This window comes from Sporosarcina sp. E16_8 (assembly GCF_017347095.1).
In the GTDB taxonomy this organism is placed as follows: Bacteria; Bacillota; Bacilli; order Bacillales_A; family Planococcaceae; genus Sporosarcina.
In genome coordinates this window covers 57,825-81,063 of sequence record NZ_JADPRZ010000001.1, presented here as the reverse complement: position 1 = coordinate 81,063, position 23,239 = coordinate 57,825, and the positions used below count along the sequence as shown (strand labels likewise).

The 23,239-nt window shown below is 43.8% G+C and carries 21 protein-coding genes; all 21 read left to right on the top strand.

The annotated features are described in order from the left end of the window. The first annotated feature begins 21 nt into the window (after positions 1-21). The 21 genes from nusA (at position 22) to I2484_RS00275 (ending at position 23,162) form a co-directional block, all read left to right on the top strand. Positions 22-1,218 (top strand): transcription termination factor NusA, encoded by a 1,197-nt coding sequence (gene nusA / locus I2484_RS00375; RefSeq protein WP_207149043.1) that lies wholly within the window; start codon positions 22-24, stop codon positions 1,216-1,218. An 18-nt stretch (positions 1,219-1,236) separates the two neighbouring features. Then, positions 1,237-1,515, top strand: a complete 279-nt coding sequence (rnpM, locus tag I2484_RS00370; protein ID WP_067211155.1) for an RNase P modulator RnpM — start codon at positions 1,237-1,239, stop codon at positions 1,513-1,515. Next, positions 1,512-1,889: a YlxQ family RNA-binding protein gene (locus tag I2484_RS00365; protein WP_186671207.1), complete on the top strand. Its 378-nt coding sequence runs from the start codon at positions 1,512-1,514 to the stop codon at positions 1,887-1,889. Before rnpM ends, I2484_RS00365 begins: the two co-directional genes overlap by 4 nt. Beyond that, positions 1,837-4,344 carry a translation initiation factor IF-2 gene (infB, locus tag I2484_RS00360; protein WP_207149042.1) on the top strand — a complete coding sequence of 836 codons (2,508 nt, stop codon included), beginning with the start codon at positions 1,837-1,839 and terminating at the stop codon, positions 4,342-4,344. The genes I2484_RS00365 and infB overlap by 53 nt, the downstream gene beginning before the upstream one ends. After that, on the top strand, positions 4,341-4,619 hold the full coding sequence (locus I2484_RS00355; RefSeq protein ID WP_067211147.1) for a DUF503 domain-containing protein: 279 nt from the start codon (positions 4,341-4,343) through the stop codon (positions 4,617-4,619). Before infB ends, I2484_RS00355 begins: the two co-directional genes overlap by 4 nt. 22 nt (positions 4,620-4,641) lie before the next feature. After that, a complete protein-coding gene (rbfA, locus tag I2484_RS00350) occupies positions 4,642-4,998 on the top strand; it encodes a 30S ribosome-binding factor RbfA (RefSeq protein WP_186671205.1) in 357 nt (118 codons plus the stop codon). Between the two features lie 91 nt (positions 4,999-5,089). Next, positions 5,090-6,001, top strand: a complete 912-nt coding sequence (truB, locus tag I2484_RS00345; RefSeq protein ID WP_207149041.1) for a tRNA pseudouridine(55) synthase TruB — start codon at positions 5,090-5,092, stop codon at positions 5,999-6,001. A gap of 13 nt (positions 6,002-6,014) precedes the next feature. Then, complete coding sequence (locus I2484_RS00340; protein ID WP_207149040.1) at positions 6,015-6,962, top strand: bifunctional riboflavin kinase/FAD synthetase; 948 nt, start codon at positions 6,015-6,017, stop codon at positions 6,960-6,962. A 128-nt stretch (positions 6,963-7,090) separates the two neighbouring features. After that, complete coding sequence (gene rpsO, locus I2484_RS00335) at positions 7,091-7,360, top strand: 30S ribosomal protein S15 (protein ID WP_067211137.1); 270 nt, start codon at positions 7,091-7,093, stop codon at positions 7,358-7,360. Between the two features lie 631 nt (positions 7,361-7,991). Next, complete coding sequence (gene pnp, locus I2484_RS00330; RefSeq protein WP_207149039.1) at positions 7,992-10,109, top strand: polyribonucleotide nucleotidyltransferase; 2,118 nt, start codon at positions 7,992-7,994, stop codon at positions 10,107-10,109. Positions 10,110-10,225: 116 nt separating this feature from the next. Then, on the top strand, positions 10,226-11,473 hold the full coding sequence (locus I2484_RS00325; RefSeq protein ID WP_207149038.1) for a M16 family metallopeptidase: 1,248 nt from the start codon (positions 10,226-10,228) through the stop codon (positions 11,471-11,473). A 217-nt stretch (positions 11,474-11,690) separates the two neighbouring features. Next, the gene (locus I2484_RS00320) at positions 11,691-11,966 is read left to right on the top strand and encodes a YlmC/YmxH family sporulation protein (protein ID WP_207149037.1); all 276 of its coding nucleotides are present in this window, start codon (positions 11,691-11,693) and stop codon (positions 11,964-11,966) included. Beyond that, a complete protein-coding gene (locus tag I2484_RS00315) occupies positions 11,956-12,729 on the top strand; it encodes a dipicolinate synthase (protein WP_207149036.1) in 774 nt (257 codons plus the stop codon). The genes I2484_RS00320 and I2484_RS00315 overlap by 11 nt, the downstream gene beginning before the upstream one ends. Before the next feature lie 12 nt (positions 12,730-12,741). Next, entirely contained in the window at positions 12,742-13,332 is a 591-nt protein-coding gene (locus tag I2484_RS00310; RefSeq protein WP_186671198.1) for a dipicolinate synthase subunit B, read from the top strand. A gap of 177 nt (positions 13,333-13,509) precedes the next feature. Further along, positions 13,510-14,535, top strand: a complete 1,026-nt coding sequence (locus I2484_RS00305; RefSeq protein ID WP_207149035.1) for an aspartate-semialdehyde dehydrogenase — start codon at positions 13,510-13,512, stop codon at positions 14,533-14,535. Between the two features lie 26 nt (positions 14,536-14,561). After that, positions 14,562-15,452: a 4-hydroxy-tetrahydrodipicolinate synthase gene (gene dapA / locus I2484_RS00300; RefSeq protein WP_207149034.1), complete on the top strand. Its 891-nt coding sequence runs from the start codon at positions 14,562-14,564 to the stop codon at positions 15,450-15,452. Between the two features lie 108 nt (positions 15,453-15,560). Further along, the gene (locus tag I2484_RS00295) at positions 15,561-17,228 is read left to right on the top strand and encodes an RNase J family beta-CASP ribonuclease (protein ID WP_207149033.1); all 1,668 of its coding nucleotides are present in this window, start codon (positions 15,561-15,563) and stop codon (positions 17,226-17,228) included. A 256-nt stretch (positions 17,229-17,484) separates the two neighbouring features. After that, entirely contained in the window at positions 17,485-19,806 is a 2,322-nt protein-coding gene (locus I2484_RS00290) for an FtsK/SpoIIIE family DNA translocase (protein ID WP_207149032.1), read from the top strand. A 159-nt stretch (positions 19,807-19,965) separates the two neighbouring features. Then, positions 19,966-20,694 (top strand): GntR family transcriptional regulator, encoded by a 729-nt coding sequence (locus tag I2484_RS00285; RefSeq protein WP_207149031.1) that lies wholly within the window; start codon positions 19,966-19,968, stop codon positions 20,692-20,694. 48 nt (positions 20,695-20,742) lie between these two features. Continuing rightward, positions 20,743-21,816, top strand: coding sequence for a BMP family ABC transporter substrate-binding protein (locus I2484_RS00280; protein ID WP_207149030.1), 1,074 nt, complete (start codon positions 20,743-20,745; stop codon positions 21,814-21,816). A gap of 275 nt (positions 21,817-22,091) precedes the next feature. Next, complete coding sequence (locus I2484_RS00275; RefSeq protein ID WP_207149029.1) at positions 22,092-23,162, top strand: BMP family lipoprotein; 1,071 nt, start codon at positions 22,092-22,094, stop codon at positions 23,160-23,162. The last annotated feature ends 77 nt before the right edge of the window (positions 23,163-23,239 follow it).

The window sequence follows — 23,239 nt, the reverse complement described above, 5'->3', positions numbered from 1 at the left end:
TGAATAGTAGGAGTGATTAACATGAGTAGTGATCTACTCGATGCATTGACAGCCCTAGAAAAACAAAAAGGTATTTCCAGGGACGTATTAGTAGAAGCAATCGAAGCGGCACTTGTTACCGCATATAAACGCAATTTTAATCAGGCACAAAACGTGCGCGTTGATTTGAACCTTGATAAAGGAACGATGAAAGTGTATTCAAGAAAAGACGTTGTCGAAGAAGTCGAAGATGAGCGTCTACAAATTAGTCTTGAAGATGCACATAAAATCAATCCATCTTATGAACTTGAGGATGTTGTTGAAGAAGAAGTGACGCCACGCGATTTTGGTCGTGTTGCAGCACAAACCGCGAAGCAAGTTGTTACGCAGCGTGTGAGGGAAGCGGAACGTGGCATCATCTATGAAGAGTACGTCGACAGGGAAGATGATATCGTCAACGGTATTGTTGAACGTCTTGACGCACGAAACTTGTATGTCGGTCTTGGAAAAGTGGAAGCGGTTTTACCAGTAGGAGAACAGATTCCGACAGAAACGTATAAACCCCATGATCGTATCAAAGTATATATTACAAAAGTTGAACGTACATCACGTGGTCCGCAAGTGTTTGTTTCTAGAACACATCCTGGACTTCTCCGCAGGTTGTTTGAAGTTGAGGTTCCTGAAATCTTTGAAGGCATCGTTGAAATCAAGTCGATTGCACGAGAAGCCGGAGATCGTTCTAAAATTTCAGTTCATACGAATAATGATGCAGTCGATCCGGTCGGTTCATGTGTAGGTGCAAGAGGTGCCCGCGTTCAATCGATATCAAATGAACTGAATGGCGAGAAAATCGATATCGTCGAATGGTCAGAGGATCCAGCTATATTTGTAGCAAATGCACTAAGTCCGTCAAAAGTAATTGACGTTCAGGTAAATGAAGAAGACCGTTCAACAACGGTTGTAGTACCAGACTATCAATTGTCACTTGCTATCGGGAAACGTGGTCAGAACGCTAGACTTGCTGCCAAGATGACGGGATGGAAAATCGACATTAAGAGTGAAACGGATGCACGTGAACTTGGAATTTATCCGTCAGCTACTAGTGCGTTAATCATAGAACAAGTCAATTTGGATGAAGACGCTAACGAAAGCGATCCATACTTCGTTGAAGATGAAGTGACAGAAGATGTTGGAACTGAAGCAATTGATCTGTATACGGATACGGAAAACGAAGACTGAGAGGAAGGATGAATACACATGACAAACATGAAAAAAATTCCTCTGCGTAAATGTGCGGCGACAGGCAATATGTTCCCTAAAAAGGAAATGATACGCATTGTTCGCCCGAAAGAAGGGGAAGTTTCAGTTGATCTCACTGGCAAGAAGTCAGGCCGAGGGACATATGTGTCAAAATCCGAAGAAGCAGTTGAATCCGCGCGCCGTAACAGATCGATTGAAAGTCAACTCGGGACGGCCGTACCTGAACAGGTATTCGAGGATCTTCTCCACGCGATCCGCCGGGAGGCATTAAAATGACAGATCCGAAAAAGATTTATCAAATGCTTGGCATGGCGGCGCGGGCAAGAATGCTTATTATGGGTGAAGATTTGGTTGTTCGGGAGATTCGTGCCGGCAAAGCGCGTCTTGTGATTATTTCAGAGGACGCCTCTAAAAATACGATGAAAAAATTAACTGATAAAAGTACGTTTTACAACGTTGAGAAGCATGTTTTTGGGAATCGAGAAGAGCTTGGACATGCAGTAGGAAAAGAGTCGCGGGTCGTACTTGCGCTAACGGACAATGGTTTTGCTAAAAAAGTGTCCGGGCTGCTCAACGAATATAACCGGGGGTGGACTAATGACGAAAATACGGGTACACGAATACGCGAAACAAGTGAATCGGACGAGTAAAGAAGTTATTGATGAGCTTGGAAAGATAAATGTAAGTGTTACAAATCATATGTCAACATTGGATACTGATTCGATTACAAAACTGAATACTAAATTCAGTGGCAATGTCACTAAACAAAGTGCGCCAAAAGTAGAAACGAAGGGTGCTGAACAAAAAATGGCTCCAAATTCATCACAAGGCTCAACAGGCGGCAATCGCCCATCACAAGGTTCGACAGGCGGCAATCGCCCAGCGCAAGGATCAACAGGCGGCAATCGCCCATCACAAGGATCAACAGGCGGCAATCGCCCGGCACAAGGATCAACAGGTGGCAATCGCCCAGCACAAGGATCAACAGGCGGCAATCGTCCTGCACAAAGTTCAACAGGCGGCAATCGCCCGGCACAAAGTTCAACAGGCAGCAATCGTCCTGCACAAGGATCAACAGGCGGCAACCGTCCTGCACAAGGATCAACAGGCGGCAATCGCCCAGCACAAGGTTCAACAGGCGGCAATCGCCCAGCACAAGGTTCAACAACAGGTGGCAACCGTCCAGCACAAGGTGCACCAAGCGGACAAGGCGGTCGTCCTAGTGGCGGAGGTCCAGGAGGTCGTCCAGGTGGCGGTCGCGGTGGACGTCCACCGGCACGCGGTATAAACCAAGGACGCAGAAGATATCGTCCAGCGAACCCGATTCCAAAAGTGGAAAAACCGTTACCGGAAAAAATTACTTTTTACGAATCACTGTCAGTTGCTGAACTAGCAAACAAACTAGGCCGTGAACCGTCTGGAATCATCAAAAAACTCTTCATGCTTGGTATCATGGCTACAATCAACCAAGAATTGGACAAAGATGCGATTGAACTCATCTGCGCAGATTATGAAGTTGAAGTAGAAGAAGAAATTCGTATCGACGTAACTGATCTTGAAACGTACTTTGAGGAGCATGAAGAAACAGCTATTGCTTCAATTGAACGTCCTCCTGTCGTTACAATCATGGGGCATGTTGACCACGGTAAAACGACACTTCTAGACTCGATTCGTAATACGAAAGTTACACAAGGCGAAGCGGGCGGTATCACTCAGCATATTGGTGCTTACCAAATCGAAGAAAAAGGCAAGAAAATAACATTCCTTGATACACCAGGTCACGCGGCGTTTACAACGATGCGTGCACGCGGTGCGAAAGTGACTGATATTACGATTCTTGTTGTTGCAGCGGATGATGGTGTTATGCCACAAACAATCGAAGCCATCAACCATGCAAAAGCGGCTGATGTTCCGATTATCGTTGCAGTGAATAAAATGGATAAGCCTTCTGCAAATCCAGATCGTGTTATGCAAGAATTAACAGACCAAGGACTTGTTGCTGAAGCATGGGGCGGAGATGCAATTTTCGTACCAATCTCAGCATTAAAAGGCGAAGGAATTGACCAGTTAATTGAAATGGTTCTTCTTGTCGCTGAGGTCGCTGAACTGAAAGCTGATCCGAACATCCGCGCACGCGGAAGTGTCATTGAAGCTTCTCTTGATAAAGGCCGCGGTGCTGTTGCGACGCTTCTTGTTCAAGACGGAACGCTTCGTGTAGGTGATCCAATCGTAGTTGGTAACACTTATGGTCGTGTACGTGCAATGGTAAGCGACATTGGACGCCGCGTGAAAGAAGCTGGCCCATCTACACCGATTGAAATTACAGGGTTAAGCGATGTACCACAAGCCGGAGATCGTTTTGTTGTCTTTGAAGATGAGAAAACAGCACGCCAAATCGGGGAAACTAGAGCCGGTGAAGCGCTGCAAGATCAACGCGTTGAGAAAACACGTGTAACACTTGATAACTTGTTTGATCATATGAAACAAGGCGAAATCAAAGAATTGAACTTAATCGTAAAAGCAGACGTACAAGGTACGGTTGAAGCGATGGCATCTTCACTTATGAAAATTGAAGTTGAGGGCGTCAACGTTAAAATCATCCACACGGGTGCTGGTGCGATTAATGAATCCGATATTTCACTTGCTGCCGCATCAAATGCTATTGTTATTGGATTCAACGTTCGTCCGGACGTCAACGCGAAACGCGCGGCGGAAGAAGAAGGCGTTGAAATCAGACAACACCGTGTCATCTATAAAGTGATTGAAGAAATCGAATTGGCAATGAAAGGTATGCTTGATCCGGAATACGAAGAAAAAGTTATCGGACAAGTTGAAGTACGCGAAACAATTAAAGTGTCTAAAATCGGAACGATTGCGGGAAGCTATGTAACAAGCGGTAAAATTACGCGTGATTCAAGCGTTCGTATCGTTCGCGACAACATCGTCATCTTCGAAGGCGAAATAGATACATTGAAACGCTTTAAAGACGATGCAAAAGAAGTAGCAAAAGGTTATGAATGTGGAATTACAATCAAAAACTTTGATGATATACATGTAGACGACGTTATCGAAGCCTTCATCATGGAAGAAATTAAACGAGTATGATTGTCTACGCGGAATGTTCATTCTTCATTCCGGAGGCGGCTTCATTGAAAGAGAAGCGGTCTGTTTTAAAACGGATGACGGACAGAGTCAAAAATGACTATAATGTCTCCATCTCAGAACTAGATCATCAGGATCTGTGGCAACGGACAACAATCGCTCTTGTTGCTGTTGCCTCATCAAAAGATGCAGCTGAGCGTGAAGTTAGGCGGGCGATCCGACTTTTGGAGTCAAATCCAGAGTGGGAATTGTCCAATCTGACGCTCGACTATTATTAAAACGGGATTGGGGTGACCATCCATGACAATGCGCGCTAATCGTGTTGCAGAGCAGATGAAAAAAGAGCTTGGTGAAATCATCGGTCAAAAAATTAAAGATCCACGTATCGGTTTTGTTACAGTAACCGATGTCGAGGTGACTGGTGATCTTCAGCATGCCACAATTTACATTTCTGTTCTTGGAAAAGAATCGGAAAAGAAAGATACGCTGAGAGGGCTGAATCAGGCGAAAGGATATATTCGTACTGAAATTGGCAAGCGGATCAGGCTTCGAATAACACCCGAAATTAAGTTCGAATTCGATAGTTCCGTTGCATACGGAACTCGGATCGAATCACTTCTTAAACAGGTGAAAAACGAAGAAGAAGTCAAAGAATAAATGAGTGAAGAAAGGAGGAAGTCGGTGTCCACAAGGACTTTCCGGCTTCTTCTTTTTACATATAGCGACAATTGTGAAGGCGGTGGCGTGTATGAATGGAATACTTCCTTTGTGGAAGGAAAAAGGAATGACTTCGCATGATTGTGTATTTAAATTGCGGAAGATTCTCGGTACGAAAAAAGTGGGACATACCGGTACACTTGACCCAAGTGTAGAGGGCGTATTGCCTATTTGTATAGGGCAGGCAACGAAGGTCGCTGAATATGTAACAGATTCCGGCAAGGAGTATATAGCAGTTGTGTCCATTGGGACTGCGACTGAAACGGAAGATGCGGATGGAGCAGTTGTAGCTTCGGATTTATCACCAAAACAGATTACTCGAACGGAAATTGAAGCAGTTCTCGCTAAATTGACAGGCGAAATTGTCCAAATTCCACCGATGTATTCTGCTGTAAAAGTGAATGGTAGAAAGTTATATGAATACGCTCGAAAAGGGATTGAAGTTGAAAGGCCTGAACGGAAAGTGTTCATTCATGAAATCGAATTGTTGGATCCTGTACAATGGTATGAAGGTGAAACAGTTTCATTCCGAATCCGAGTTGCTTGCGGCAAAGGAACGTACATCCGCACGCTTGCTGTCCAAATAGGGGAGCTACTGGGTTTCCCGGCGCATATGGCGGCACTCGTCCGTACATCGTCAGGAACGTACGTGCAGACCGATTGCCGTACGTTGGATGAAGTAAGGGCACTTCAGGAAGAAGGGGAAATCGCCACGATACTTCGTCCGCTTGAAGATGCACTAAGTGATTTTGCTGCCATTAAAGTCACTGAAGAGCTTCTTGAGAAAGTAGAAAATGGACAAGTGTTGCCTGAGCATCCACTGCTCGAAAGTGAAGAGGCAATCGTATTTATGAATGAAGGCAAGGCACTTGCGGTATACAGGAAGCATCCTACCAAGCTTGGTCTCATGAAGCCTGAAAAGATGTTTCCGTTGAACAGGTAAGGGGGCGATTACAGTGGACATCTACAAATTGCATTATCCAGGAACAATTACGATTGACAACGACTCGCATTATTCCCTTGCAATCGGTTTCTTTGACGGCTTGCATAAAGGTCATCAGACGGTGATTAACGAAGCGAAAAGAAAGGCCGATGAACTTGGTATCCGTTCGGCTGTTATGACATTTGATCCGCATCCCTCTCATCTATTTGGTGATGGTGAAAATAAGGTAGGTTATATTACGCAGTATAAGGAAAAAAATAGGCTACTTAGTGCTATGGGTGTCGATGCTTTGTTCATCGTAACGTTTGACTGGGCACTTGCTTCGCTTTCGCCTAAGCAATTCGTCGATATATTCTTGAAGGAACTACATGTTTTGCATGTCACTGCAGGATTTGACTTCACATTCGGTTCGAAGGGTGCAGGCACCATGGAACAGATGGCTGCTTTGTCGGGCGGAGCATTCGGTACAACTGTTATCAAAAAAGTGACTGATAACGAGCAAAAGATTTCATCAACACGGATTCGTAAGCTTTTGTCTGAAGGTAATGTTGAAGAGACGGAATTGCTTCTCGGCAGACCTTTTCGGACGGTGGGCATAGTCGTTGACGGCGAGAAGAGGGGAAGATTGCTCGGATTCCCAACTGCCAACGTTATGCCGGAGAGTAACACAGTGTTGCCCGCAAATGGTGTCTATGCAGTGCGTTTTACTGTAGATGGACAAACATTTGAAGGTGTGTGCAATGTTGGCATTAAACCGACGTTCCATGACCCAAGTGATAGGCAGGCCGTCGTTGAGGTGCATGTCCTCGATTTTGACGGAGATCTTTATGGTAAAGAAGCATTTGTAGACTGGGTTGGACATATCCGCGATGAGCAAAAATTCGGTTCTATCGATCTGCTTGTCGAACAAATCGCCAAAGACAAAAAGAGCGCACAAGAGATTTTAGAAGCATGCCAATGATTGTTGCATTTCGAAAATAGGCATGGTACTATAAATACGTGCCAATGTGCACAAACCATTCCTTGGCATCGCGAATCACCAACGCTTGCTCGGGAACCGGGGATATCTTACTATTGGAGGTGAAGAAGATGGCTATCACACAAGAACGTAAAAATGAATTGATCAGTGAATACAAAATTCATGATACTGATACTGGATCAGCAGATGTACAAATCGCTGTTCTTACAGAAGAGATCAATAACCTGACAGAACATTTCCGTCTTCATAAGAAAGACAACCACTCACGTCGTGGTCTTTACAAAATGATCGGAACTCGTAAAAGACTTTTGAGATACTTACGAGACAATGAAGTTCAGCGTTACCGTGATCTTATTGCTAAACTCGGCCTTCGCCGTTAATAAGATGACTACAGAAAGTGGGCCTTGTGCCCGCTTTTTTTTGCGTTTTTTTTTGGTTGTGTTTTCTCGTTATGACCGCCATGGGGCTCGTTATGCTCGCCACGGGTGCGGTTATGACCGGCATGGGACCTGTTATGCTCGCCACGGCTCCGATTATGACCGGCATGAGCCTTATTATGACCGCCACATGACTCTACCTCTTAGATGTATCGAATACTGTATATAAACTAGCGAAGGCGCCTTACAGGGGTAGCCGAAGCGGTATCGAGTGGAATCTTTACGTCTAACATCCTTTTGGGGGATGTTTGGTGTCGCCTTTTCTAATCACTATTCCAGCTACTGCCACAATTCCAAAGGAACGAATGGTGTCGGTAAATGGTACAGCGCATTAATTTGCAGTTTTATAATCATCTGTCCACACCGGAGTTTCAATTCCTACAAAAAATTCATAACACCACTATTTTCACCCGTTCTATATTAGAAACTACATTAAAGTGGTATACTATACAAATGTGCCATGATGACGGTTATTGATGATAAAAACTTGTGTTCACTGAGCGCTATCACTTACACTACTACTAAGTACATACACGTATACAGTCGAGGCTGGGATATGGAGAGGGGTTCAATTATGACCGAGAAAAAAGTTTATACACTTGATTGGGCAGGACGACCGTTGACAATTGAAACGGGGCAACTTGCTAAACAGGCTAACGGGGCAGTACTTGTACGCTACGGGGAAACAACAGTACTTTCGACAGCAACGGCTTCAAAAAATTCACGGGGGTTAGATTTCTTCCCACTTACGGTGAACTATGAAGAGCGTATGTATGCAGTTGGAAAAATTCCAGGTGGCTTCCTTAAACGTGAAGGACGTCCATCTGATAAGGCTGTGTTAACGAGCCGTCTGATTGACCGTCCGATTCGTCCTTTATTTGCAGACGGATTCCGTAATGATGTACAAGTTATCTCACTTGTTATGTCTGTTGATCATGATTGTTCATCTGAAATGGCAGCAATGCTCGGTTCTTCACTAGCATTGTCGATTTCTGACATTCCATTCGAAGGACCGATTGCTGGTATTCAAATTGGACTAATCGACGGGAAATTCATCGTTAACCCAACACCGGCACAATTAGAGAAGAGTGAGCTTGACCTTGTTGTCGCTGGTACGAAAGATGCGATCAACATGGTTGAAGCAGGCGCACAAGAAGTTGCGGAAGATATCATTCTTGAAGCAATTATGTTCGGACACGGTGAAATCATTAAACTGATTGAATTCCAAGAAAAAATTATTGCTGAAGTCGGCAAAGCGAAAACGGAAGTTGCGCTATTCACTTTGGATGAAACAATCATGTCCGATATTAAAAATAGCTGTGAATCCGATCTTGTTAATGCAATCCAAACCGTTGAGAAGCATGCGCGTGAAGATGCTATCAATGCAGTGAAAAACGGAGTAATCGAACGCTACAAAGAAAACGAAGCGGACGATGCGACGATGAAACAGGTAAAAGGCGTTTTGGATCAAATGGTTAAAGAAGAAGTCCGTCGCTTGATTACGGATGAAAAAATCCGCCCTGATGGCCGTGGCCTTGACGAAATTCGTCCTCTTGCATCTGAAGTAGGCATCTTGCCACGTACACACGGTTCGGGTCTCTTTACACGCGGACAAACGCAAGCACTTAGTGTTTGTACACTTGGAGCACTCGGTGAAGTACAAATTATCGATGGTCTTGGTCTTGAAGAAACAAAACGTTTCATGCACCATTATAACTTCCCGAACTTCAGTGTCGGTGAAACAGGTCCAATCCGTGGACCGGGCCGTCGTGAAATTGGGCACGGTGCACTAGGGGAACGCGCACTTTCGGCAGTTATCCCGAATGATACTGATTTCCCGTACACAATTCGTCTTGTAGCTGAAGTGCTCGAGTCGAATGGTTCATCTTCACAAGCATCAATCTGTGCGTCAACAATGGCTATGTTAGATGCAGGTGTTCCACTTAAAGCTCCGGTTGCTGGTATCGCAATGGGTCTTGTGAAAAAAGGGGACAACTATTCAGTCCTTTCCGATATCCAAGGGATGGAAGATCATCTTGGCGATATGGACTTTAAAGTAGCAGGAACTTCAAAAGGAATTACTGCGCTTCAAATGGATATTAAAATCGATGGTCTTTCACGTGAAATCTTGGAAGAAGCATTGACACAAGCAAAAGTAGGTCGCTTGAAAATTTTAAACCATATGATCACAGCAATTTCAGGACCGCGTGAGCAGCTTTCTGAATATGCTCCGAAAATTATCGTCATCAAAATCAATCCAGACAAGATTCGTGACGTAATTGGGCCTGGCGGAAAAGTGATTAACAAAATTATCGAAGAGACGAGTGTTAAAATCGATACGGAACAAGATGGTACGATTTATATCTCTTCTCCAAATAATGAAATGAATGCCAAAGCGAAAGCGATGATTGAGAATATTGTCCGCGAAGCGAAAGTTGGCGAATACTATATGGCGAAAGTGAAACGCATTGAGAAATTCGGTGCTTTCCTTGAACTATTCCCAGGTAAAGATGGACTTCTCCACGTTTCTGAAATTTCAGAAGAGCGGACGAAAGTCGTTGAAGATGTCTTGAAAATGGGCGATGAAATGTTCGTAAAAGTAACTGAAGTTGATAACCAAGGACGCGTTAACCTGTCTAGAAAAGCTGTCATTCTTGAAGAAAAAGAAGCAGCTGAAAAAGCGAAAAGCTAAATCGACATACAGCACTAGAATGGAAAGCCCCTCTTCAAGTGAAGATGAGGGCTTTTTCTTCTTTTATCAAATATAATAAATAAAATAGAATAGAGTTTAAAAGGGGGATTCGAGGAATGATAGAAACACATGTATGCCGAAATGGCGTCAGAATCGTCCATGAAAAAATGCCGCATGTACGCTCGGTAGCATTGGGGATATGGGTTGGTGCAGGCTCGGGAGACGAGATGGAATCAGAAGCAGGAATCGCTCATTTCATTGAACATATGCTCTTTAAAGGAACACCGTCGCGAAGTGCGCGCATGATAGCAGAGGAATTTGACCGGATTGGGGGAGACGTTAACGCCTTCACATCGAAAGAGATGACTTGTTATTACACGACAGTACTCGGACACCAGGCGCCTCGCGCGCTGTCAATTTTAACGGATATGTTTTTCAACTCGACGTTTGATGAAGCAGAAATAGCAAAAGAAAAGTCGATTGTCCTAGATGAAATTGCGGCGGTCGAAGATGCACCGGATGACGATGTAGATGAACGGTTGTGGAGCGTTATGTATCCCGATCAACCAATTGGTAAACCGGTACTTGGTGATGACTCGACAATTAAAACGTTCGACCGCAAAATGATCGATGACTTCATGGGGCGCAAGTACACGCCGGACAAGATTGTTATTTCCGTGGCGGGCAACTATGATGATCGATTAATACAGCTAATCGAAGTTCAATTTGGTTCATTCAAACAGGAAAAGGAAATTGAACAGGCGACACCACTAGCGTTACCTGAGTTTCACGGTGGTAGTACGCTAAAAGAAAAAGACATTGAACAAGCCCATATCTGTCTTGGTTTTACAGGACTTACAGTGGACGATAAACGAATCCCTGAGTTGGTTGTATTGGATAGTATAATAGGTGGCTCGATGTCTTCGCGTCTATTTCAGGAAGTCCGTGAAGAACGTGGTTTAGCCTACTCAATTCATTCCTATTTCTCTGCGTATAAAACAACGGGCGCATTCATGATATACGGCGGAACTTCCCCTGAGAATCTAAGGGAATTATCCGATACAATTGATGAAGTAATTCAGTCGATATTGACGGAAGGCGTTACAGAAAACGAATTACTTAATGCGAAAGAGCAGTTAAAAGGTGGTTTCCTGCTAGGTCTTGAAAGCTCAGAAGCAAGGATGCACCGCAATGGTAAAAATGAACTCATTTTAGAGGAGCATAAATCAGTTGATGAAGTCGTAGCTCTTATCGACAATGTCGAATTAAGTCAGGTTTATAGAATGGCTAACGACATCTTTAGTGGGCAACGGGCAACATCCATCATTGCGCCAAAGGATGTTCTAAAAGAATTTACTAGTTGATTGCTCCCGCATTAACGGGCAGTAAGCCCCCACTCCAAGTCTTCGAGGACACAAGTAGAATAAGTGGGGGGCAACTGCTCGTAAAAGCCCGAATGATTAAACTAATAGACAGTGGGGGATAAAGCCCCCCACTGTTTAAGATTAACTTTATAGCGTTAGTCAGTTTTCCCGTGTTCATTTCATATGATGGATGGAGACGAAGGAAAGGGGAATGACGATGCTACTTTCAGAACTTGCTCAGAAAGAGCTTATTCAAGTCGAGGACGGGGTCCGCTATGGTTTCTTGGCGGATACCGACCTTATTTTTAACGGAAGAACAGGGGATATTATCGGATTTGAAATAAAGAAGAAGTTCGGTCGTTTTTCATTCAAGAACCGTCAAGAAGCTTCGGATGAATTCATACCTTGGCATGAAATTGTCCTAATTGGAGAAGATCGTATTTTATTTGGAAAAACGCATAGTATGGATGAGTTGGCCAGCGATGAAAGATAATAACTGGCTCTTCATTGGAACGGACAGCAGATTGGCGGCCTGTAGCGACATAATGTTTGAAAGAGGATTTGCCACTCACCACATTGGAACCAATCATTATTCGGATGAACTTGGTGAAGAAATCACGAACTATTCGCCCAGGCAAATTGTTTTCCCGATTGTGCAAATGAAAGATCCAATCCCTCCCTCATTACTAGATGAGGGAATGGAGCTCTATACGGGAAAAGCGTCTGAAGAGTGGCTGAAGCCCTTAAGAGAGGTAGGATTGTCACTCCATTGTTATCTTCAAGAAGAGCCATTCATCTGGCAAAATGCGAAGCTGACTGCCGAGGGATTTATCCATGAATACTATGCACGCACAAAACGATGCATCTCAGGGACTCATTTCTCGGTGGCGGGTTTCGGCAAGGTTGGTAAGGCGACAGCGCATGCATTGGCGTCTTTGGGGGCAGTTGTGACGGTTGTTGCCAGGTCGAATGATCAGCTCGGTGAAGCCTGTTATCACGGATATAAGACTGAGCGATTAACGGATGATTGGTCAATGAAAAAAGGGATTTTAATCAATACGATTCCCGTAAAGTGGCTTGCTGCACCTCAGAACCCTAGTCTGCACATTTATGACCTTGCATCAGCCCCGGGCTGCCTAAAGGCTCAGCTTTCATCTGAATACTATACAGTACTCCTCGGATTACCGGGAAAGCACTTTCCTGTAGATGCAGCAGTCGCTTTGGCGGATGCGCTCGAGAGAATGTATAGAAGATGAAAGGGGAACACGATGCTAAAGGGAAAGAGGATAGGCCTTGGGATTACAGCGTCACATTGTACGTATGAGGCAATCATACCGACTATTGATGCACTAAAAGACGCGGGAGCAACCGTTGTACCCGTTATCACTCACTCTGTTTTGACAGCGGCAACGCGTTTCGGAACAGGGGAAGAATGGATTGCACGAATTGAAGCTGCAACTGGTGAAAAAGTAATAGCTACAATTGTTGGAGCTGAGCCATTCGGTCCTAAAACGCCTGTCGATTGTATGATTATTGCACCGATGACTGGGAATTCTATGAGTAGATTTGCTAATGCGGCAACAGATTCACCTGTCTTAATGGCTGCCAAAGCCACGCTACGAAATGAAAGCCCAGTGCTCATCGGTATTTCAACAAACGATGCACTTGGTCTAAATGCAATGAATCTTATGAAACTGCTCAATATGAAAAACGTCTTTTTTATCCCGTTCGGACAGGACGATCCGTTGAAAAAACCAAACTCACTTATCTCCGATTTCACACTCATGGTACCTGCGGCAGCTGCTGCCCTCGAAAAAAGACAACTTCAACCGTTATTAATTATTCACGACAAAATATAAAAATACAGGGCAGAATAATCGGATATATGATATAATTCCTCCAATGAACTGCTAACGATGTAAGGGACAGAAGTATTTATGCTATTCATGCTGTTTTTTGCAGCAATTTGGAAAACAGTATAAAACATGCATGCCCTGATTATTTATGCATCCGTATAAGCTGAAAGGGAGATAGAGATGAAAAAGGTTAATGTTGCAATAGTCGGTGCTACGGGAGCTGTTGGTACAAAAATTCTTGAAAAATTACTTGAACGTAATTTTCCAGTCCAATCAATTAAGCTGCTAGCCTCCAAGCGATCTGCAGGTGCAGAAATCATTGCAGGTGGCCATAACTATATTGTTGAAGAAACGGTTCCAGAATCATTCGAAGGCATTGACATCGCATTTTTTAGTGCGGGTGGATCTATTTCAGAAAAGTTTGCACATGAAGCTGTAAAAAGAGGAGCGGTCGTCATTGATAATACGAGCGCATTCCGAATGATAGAAGACATTCCGTTAGTAGTTCCTGAAGTGAACGCTGGAGCTTTAAGCGGACATACAGGAATCATTGCCAACCCAAACTGTTCGACGATTCAAATGGTGACTGCGTTGCAACCGATTCGTGAGAAGTTTGGACTGGATCGAATCATTGTTTCAACGTATCAGGCAGTATCAGGTGCTGGTTCTGAAGCAATTGATGAATTGGAAAGTCAGAGTTTGCAGTTTGAAAACCGCTCGAAAACAGAAGCAACTATTTTACCATCTGCTTCAGCAGAACGGCATTATCCAATCGCATTCAATGCGATACCTCAAATTGATGCTTTCGATCCTTCAGGCTACACACTTGAGGAACTTAAAATGATGAATGAAACAAAAAAAATATTTGGTGATCAGAAATTGTCCGTGTCAGCGACATGTGTACGTCTTCCTGTCGTAACGGGGCATTCTGAGTCGGTTTATATTGAAATTGGTAAAGAAGGAGTTTCTGTAGAAGAACTTCATGCTCTACTTGAAAATGCACCAGGCGTCGTCGTCCAAGACGATCCATCTAAACAATTGTATCCGATGCCACTATTTGCAGAAGGTAAGGACGAAGTGTTTGTAGGCCGTATTCGAAAAGATCCAGAACACCCAGCAGGATTCCATCTGTGGATTGTATCGGACAATCTCCTAAAAGGGGCAGCACTAAATTCTGTGCAAATCGCAGAAACTCTGCTTAATTAACAAACAAAAGTAAAGGGCTGATAATTATGGAACTTGGACGCGTATCGACGGCAATGGTCACACCTTTTTCAGCAACGGGAGACATTGACTACGACAAAACCGGAAAACTGATTGAGCACCTGATTGCGAATGGAAGTGATTCATTGGTTGTATGCGGTACGACTGGCGAATCTCCTACACTTTCCGTAGAAGAGAAGGAAGCACTTTTTACGTTCGCGATAAAAGCAGTAAATAAGCGCATACCAGTCATCGCGGGAACGGGGACATTTTCTACAAAAGAAACCATCAAGCTGACACGGATGGCGGAACGAGTAGGGGCTGACGGTATTATGCTCGTCGCGCCTTATTACAATAAACCTGACCAAAAAGGAATGTACGCTCACTTCTCACTAGTTGCAGGGGAAACCAGTCTGCCGGTGATGTTGTATAATATTCCGGGGCGTTCGGCTGTCAATATGCTTCCTGAAACGCTTATCGCTTTATCAAAAATAAAAAATATCCGGGCGGTAAAAGAAGCAAGTGGAAGTTTGGATCAGATGGTTGATATTATTACAGGGACGGATGATGGGTTTTCAGTCTATAGCGGGGACGACTCATTGGCGTTACCGACCCTGGCAATAGGCGGAAAAGGTATCGTATCGGTCGCCTCACACGTCGCGGGTAATGAAATGCAACAGATGATTGCTGCCTTCAAAGAGGGGCGGACAGAACAAGCGGGTGCGATGCATAGGGCGTTGCTTCCTTTATACCGGGCAATTTTTACTGCACCCAACCCTGTAATGGTGAAATACGCGCTAGAAAAACTGGGTGTCGAAACTGGGGGAGTCAGACTGCCGCTGGTAGGGCTTGAAGGTAATGATGAAGCCTTTGATAAAGTCTGGGAAAACTATAGAAAAAACCTTCATATTTTTAATTAAACGGAGCCGGTATCAAATACCGGCTTTTTTTGTTTGTACAGATAGCTCTAGTCCCGTATAATGAAATATAGTCGTTATGGACGGGAATTATTAATAGGAGGAAACAAAGTGACAAAAACAAAAAATGAACTAATTAGAATCATTCCACTCGGTGGAGTTGGAGAAATCGGTAAAGCAATGTATGTGGTCGAAGTTGATGACGAACTGTTCATCGTTGACGCGGGGCTTATGTTCCCTGAAGGAGAAATGCTTGGAATTGACATCGTCATTCCAGATATAAGTTATATCGAAGAAAATAAAGACCGCGTAAAAGGAATCTTCCTGACACATGGTCATGAAGATGCAATCGGTTCGATTTCCTATCTTCTGCAAAAAGTACAGGCACCTGTCTATGGTTCTAAGTTGACAATTGCACTGGCAAAAGAACATTTGAAAGAAATGCCGGCACCCCCGAATGTTAAGTTTTTTGAAGTGACGAACAAAAGTCGCATGAATTTCAAAGGCACGTACGTAACATTCTTCCATACGACACACAGCATACCAGATTCACTTGGAATCGTATTCCATACAAGTGAAGGGGCAATTGTCCATACAGGAGAATTTAAATTCGATCAGTCTGCTAAAGGTAAGTACCGCCCCGACATTGCGAAAATGGCGGCACTTGGTGAAGAAGGTGTCTTCATCCTTATGTCGGATTCATCCGAGGCCGAGCGTCCGGGTTATACGACATCTGAGTCGGTTATTGAAAAAAGTCTATCTAAAACGTTCCACGGAGCAGAAGGTAGAATTCTTGTCGCACTTTATGCGTCGAATTTTATCCGTATTCAGCAAGTATTCGATACGGCATTGGAAACAGGTAAAAAAGTGGCAGTCGTTGGAAAAAGTCTAGAAAGTTACTTCGAAGTCGGCTTGAAACTCGGTTATTTAACGGTTGACGATGACATTGTCATTCCGGTCAAAGAAATCGAGAAGTATGACGATGACCGAGTTGTCATTATCGTGACTGGTAACCAAGGCGAGCCACTTGACGCGTTAGAAAAAATTGTTCGTAAACAGCATAGAGACTTACGTATCAAAGAAACAGATACAGTTCTTATCACGTTTACACCATCTCCAGGGATGGAAGTTTCGATGTTCCAGACGATGAATGATCTTGCAAAAGCGGGTGCGAATGTTCTTACGTCAAGTAAGAATGTCCACGTATCAGGGCATGGTAGTTCGGAAGATTTGAAACTGATGCTGAACTTAATGCAACCTAGCTATTTCATCCCAATCCAAGGCGAGTACCGGATGCTTATTGCGCATTCCAAGCTTGCACAGGAGACGGGTCTTCAAAAATCACAAATATTTATTGCAGATAAAGGCGACATTGTCGAATATAAAAATAGTAAGATGCGCATGAGTGGACGTGTTCAAGCAGGTAATATTCTGATTGACGGTATTGGCGTAGGGGACGTTGGAAATATCGTACTCCGTGATCGTAAACTACTTTCACAGGATGGGATCTTTACAGTGGTTGTCACACTAAACCGTAAACAGAAACGCATCGCTGCAGGTCCGGAAATTGTCTCTCGTGGATTCGTCTATGTACGTGAATCCGAAGAGCTTCTTGAAGAGTCTGCAAATCTTGTCAGAAAAATTGTTGAGAAATATGTGAATAAAGAGACGTTCGAATGGACAAACATTAAACAAGAGATACGCGATACACTTAGTTCATATCTGTATCAGCAAACGAAAAGAAGACCAATGATCATTCCTATAATAATGGAATACTAATTCATAAGAAAAGTGCAGGGTGCCGCTTAGACGCGACAGTCATAAGAAGGACTGGCGGCGCGGCGAACTTTTCCGGGGAAGGATGCAGTCCAATCCTTCCTAGCTGGGCTGACTTATGTCCCGAGCGTCTGGCGCCCGGAGTCTTGACACGGATCTAAGTTGGTAAGCTTCTAATTTATTAAAAATGCTACAAAGGGTTTCCTTGCCGTCTGACCGGCGGGAAACCCTTTTTTTGAAAAGGAGGTACCATTAATACATGGCTAGGAAATCAAATAAGAAGAAAAAGAAATCGGCCGCGCAAAAAAAGAAGTCATCCGAGTTGCATCCGTTGATATATGAGGTGATGGGCTTGGTGATGATTGGCTTTGCTATCATCATCATATTTGAATTCGGGATTGTTGGGAGAGGCCTTTCTTCCTTGTCAAGATTCATTTTCGGGAACTGGCATGTTGCAATCCCACTCTTGCTCATTGTTCAGGCGCTTATGTTCATGATTAAACAGAAAGTGGGCGGATGGAGAAACCGTGTTGTAGGAGGCTGTTTATTCATTCTGGCTAGTTTCGTTCTGTTTAGCCATGTCCATTTGTTCAAGGAACTCTACGAAAGCCGTGTTCTTATGTCGAGTTCAGCGCTTAAAGAAACATGGAAAGTACTTATCACGAATGATGGCATCACGTCGAGAAGTGGAGCGCTCGGGGGAGGAATGACAGGGGCAATTCTATTTGCCATGTTCTATTCGTTGTTTGATTCGGCTGGGGCAATGGTTGCAGGTATTTTATTATTTTTAATTGGTGTTGTTCTATTAACAGGAAAAGCGCTTGTCCCATATGTAGCCGATCATTTCCCGAAACTGCTTAAGTCGATGAAAGATTCATTACCCAAAAAAGCGCCGGCAGTTAAAAAAACTTCTGGCGAATCAAGAACGACCCGCTCGAGGAAGAAAGTTAATTCTGAGGATGAACCATCTGTGCAAAATCTGCCGCCACTCCAACCAGAAAACGAAGTGGTTGTATCACAACCGATTATTTCGGCGTTTAGTGAACGGATAGATAAGCCAGTTCAGGATGAGCAGGTGGCGGTAGTGGAACAACAGGAAGTTCCCGTAGAAGTTAATGCTTATACAGGTGTGACAGGAGAAGAGGAGAACGAATCGTACATCTTACCTCCCCCGTCATTACTGAAACAAACGCCAATTATCGACCAGTCGGAAGAGTACAATTCGATTCAGGCGAATGCGCAAAAGCTTGAACGAACTTTCCTTAGTTTTGGCGTGAAAGCGAAGGTTACTGAGGTGCATCTTGGACCGGCTGTCACGAAGTACGAAGTGTTACCGGATACGGGGGTTAAAGTAAGCCGTATCGTGAGCCTTGCTGATGACATAGCACTTGCACTAGCTGCAAGCGGAATTCGTATCGAAGCACCGATTCCAGGGAAGTCTGCAATCGGAATTGAAGTTCCGAACAGTTCAGTTGCTGTTGTCAGCCTGCGGGAAGTTATTGAAGCAAAAGAGAATAATCGCCCCGACTCAAAATTAATGATTTCGCTAGGGCGGGACGTCACAGGGCAGGCGATGCTAGCAGAATTGAATAAGATGCCGCACGTTTTGATTGCCGGTTCAACAGGTAGCGGTAAGAGTGTATGTATCAACGGCATTATTGTCAGTATTTTAATGCGTGCAAAACCGCATGAAGTGAAAATGATGATGATTGATCCTAAAATGGTTGAACTGAATGTCTATAACGGCGTTCCTCACTTACTTGCACCTGTCGTCACGGATCCACGGAAAGCATCTCAGGCGCTGAAGAAAGTTGTCTCTGAAATGGAAAGACGTTATGAATTGTTTTCTCACACGGGAACTAGAAATATTGAAGGATACAATGAACATATCGTCGTCTGGAACGAAGAGAATGAGGAAAAGCATCCACGTATGCCGTATATCGTTGTGATTGTGGATGAGCTGGCGGACCTCATGATGGTTGCATCCAGCGATGTGGAAGATTCAATCACAAGGCTTGCACAAATGGCCCGTGCTGCTGGGATCCACTTGATCATCGCGACACAACGACCAAGTGTTGACGTTATAACAGGTATCATTAAAGCGAATATTCCATCGAGGATTGCATTCGCGGTGTCATCGTCAATCGATTCAAGGACGATTTTGGATGGTGGCGGTGCGGAAAAACTACTGGGTAGGGGGGACATGCTGTTCCTTCCGGCAGGTGTTGCAAAACCGGTTCGGATTCAAGGTGCATTTGTCACGGATGCGGAAGTTGAGGCAGTCGTCGATTTTGTTATTGAACAGCAGAAAGCCCAGTACCAAGAAGAAATGATTCCAACAGAAATTGAAGAAGTGGCGCCACATGAAGAAACAGACGACTATTACGATGAAGCGGTTCAACTAGTGACGGATATGCAGACAGCATCCGTCTCCTTATTGCAGCGTCGTTTCAGGGTTGGCTATTCGAGAGCGGCACGCATTGTAGATCAGATGGAAATGCGGGGGGTTGTGGGACCGCCTGAAGGCAGCAAGCCACGTCAAGTGCTAATAAGTAAGGACGAATTGGATAGTCATACTTAATAAGGGTGACAAAATAGGTATATTTAATCAAGTCAAAAGAACACATTGATAATATTTTTTGAAATATTGTTTATTTTATATGACGAAAGTGATATAGTATGGATGATTAGTAGTGACGTTTAACATCAGAGGTCTGACCTCGTTGAGGGGGGAGATGTAATGATGGTAAAGGCGGACCAAAGGCATCTATATGTCCAGGTGATTGAACGTCTGAAAAAGGACATTGAATCGGGTATATTCAAAGAGAATGAGCGGTTCCCTTCGGAATTTGAACTCGCTCGTACGTTGGGTGTCAGCCGTGCAACACTCCGTGAAGCACTTCGTGTGTTAGAGGAGGATAAAGTCATTGTCCGTAAACACGGTGTTGGAACGTTCGTTAAACCAAAACCATTATTTTCATCGGGCATCGAAAACTTATCCAGTGTATCCTCTATGATTCGTGATGCGGGGATGGAGCCAGGAACGATTTTTATGGACGTTTTAGAGACGGCACCCTGTGATGAAAGCATCGCAAAATTTGGATGTGGTGAAGATGAGCGTCTAGTTACAATTAAAAGAGTAAGGACTGCGGACGGCGATCCGGTCGTTTATTGTATTGACCAGGTTCTTTCAAAAAATCTCTCGTCTAGTACGGATGAATTATTGAATAACTCCCTATTCGATGCAATCGAAAAGTCAGGTACAATCCGTATTGTTCAAGCTGTGGCGCATATTGAACCTGTAGGTTACGATGATGAAGCATCGTCCATCCTGAGGTGTGGTGTCGACATTCCGCTCCTTGTCCTCCGGCAACATCATTATAGTGAGGAAGGCGAAATGGTCCTCTACTCGAAAAATTATTTCCGGGCCGATAAATTTAGTTTTCATGTTGTACGAAAAAGGGTATAAGACGTTAATACGTCCTACTAAAATGAAGAAAATGAGGAGGTTCCAAAAGTGAGCAAACGTAAATTTGGTCTTGCTTTAACGATGGTTCTTGCTGCCGGTACAATACTTGGTGCATGTGGAACAGAGAAAGCAAAGAACAACGAAGGCACAGGTTCTAAACAAGGAGCAAAAGAAAATAATTTTTCAATTGCAATGATTACGGACACAAACGGTGTTGATGATAAATCGTTCAACCAATCGGCTTGGAAAGGGATCCAAGAATTTGCCAAAGAAAACAACCTTGAGAAAGGTGATGGCGGCTACGACTACTTGGAATCTAAGGGTGACGCTGATTTTGAGCCGAACTTGAACAGACTTGTCCGCCGTGACTTCGACCTTGTATACGGAATCGGTTATCTTCTGAAAGATGCGATGGAAATAATTGCGGATCAGCATCCGGACACAATGTTCGGTCTTGTCGATGAAATTGCTGACAGTCCGAATGTGGTCAGCATTATGTTCAAAGAGCAAGAAGGTGCTTTCCTTGCGGGTGCAGCAGCTGCATTAATGACAAAAACCGATAAAATTGGTTTTGCTGGTGGAATGCAAATTCCAGTTATAGAACGATTCCAAGCGGGCTTCGTAGCAGGTGTTGCAGCAGTAAACCCTGACATTAAAGTTGACGTTCAGTATACCGGTGATTTTGGAAAAGCAGAACTCGGTAAAGCAGTTGCGAACCGTATGTATTCTTCAGGTGTAGATATTATATTCCACGCTGCTGGCGCAACAGGAAATGGTGTGTTTTCTGAAGCAAAAGAACGTAAATCAGCCGATAAAAACGCATCCGTTTGGGTCATTGGTGTTGACTCCGACCAATATGCAGAAGGACAAGTCGGGGATGAAAACATTACATTGACTTCTATGCTTAAGCGTGTAGACGTAGCCGTTAAAAATATTTCGGAACTTGCACGTGACGGTAAATTCCCAGGAGGCGAAGTGAAAACTTACGGTCTAGCTGAGGATGGAATGGCGCTTACGGATTCACATGGTGCGATTCCAGATGATGTCCTTGCAAAAGTTGATGAGTTTGCGAAAAAAATCGCTGACGGTGAAATTGTAGTACCTGAATATCCGACTAAATAATAGAATCATGGGGGGCTTGAGTAATCCAGCCTTCAAGGATTTGTGTGAAGTTATAGCTACCATTATTATGTTAGTAAGCAATCGCGAGGAAGTGCACCACTGGGAATGAGGTAATGGGATGCTGAATCTTCGAGAAAGATTTAACTTGATTTAGCAGAATTCCCCCACTTCATCCGAACGTTAGTTAGTACTTTTCAACATTTATGTTTCCTGGAAACGGGTATAAGACGCTAACGCGTCCTACTATATAATAATGAAAACAGGGGGTTCCACAAATGAGCAAACGTAAATTTGGTCTTGCTTTATCAATGGTTCTTGCAGCAGGTACACTACTTGGTGCATGCGGAACGGATAAAGCAAAAGAAAAAGAAGGTTCTACAAGCACTCCGAAGGAAGATACTTTTTCAATCGCGATGGTAACTGATACAGGCGGCGTTGACGACAAATCGTTCAACCAATCTGCTTGGACAGGTATCAAAGAATACGGCAAAGAAAATAACTATACAAAAGGCGATGGCGGTTTTGATTACTTACAATCAAAAGAAGACGCTGATTACCTGCCAAACTTTAATAAACTAGTTCAACGTGACTTCGATCTAATCTACGGAATAGGATTCTTATTGAAAGAGTCTATTGAAGAAATTGCTACACAACGTCCTGACAATAAATTTGCACTTGTTGACGAAGTTTCTGATTTACCGAACGTAGCAAGCCTTATGTTCAAAGAGCAAGAAGGTTCGTTCCTTGCGGGTGTTGCAGCTGCTCATATGACGAAATCCGATAAAATTGGGTTTGTTGGCGGCATGGATATTCCGGTAATCGAGCGTTTTGAAGCTGGATTCCTTGCAGGTGTTGCATCAGTGAAACCTGAACTTAAAGTAGATGTTCAGTATACAGGCGATTTTGCAAAAGCTGAACTAGGTAAAGCACTTGCAAACCGTATGTATTCTTCAGGCGTAGATATTATTTTCCACGCGGCCGGCGGTTCAGGTAACGGCGTATTCTCTGAAGCAAAAGAACGTAAAAAAGCAGATTCAAACGCATATGTATGGGTAATAGGTGTTGACTCCGATCAGTACGAAGAAGGTAAAATCGGTGAGGATAACATTACATTGACTTCAATGCTGAAACGTGTTGATATTGCAGTTAAAAACACAGCTGATCTAGCTGCTAAAGGCGATTTCCCAGGCGGCGAAGTAACAACTTTCGGTCTTGCTGACGATGGTATCGCACTTGCTGATTCACGCGGAGCAATCCCACAAGATGTATTAGACGAAGTAGAAAAATTCACTAAGCAAATTGCTGATGGTGAAATTGAAGTGCCAGAATTCAGAGCTAAAAAATAATAACAGAAATAAGTAATCATGAAGGCCGATGTAGTTCGGTCTTCATGATTTCCATTTAAATTAATAGAGGAAAACAT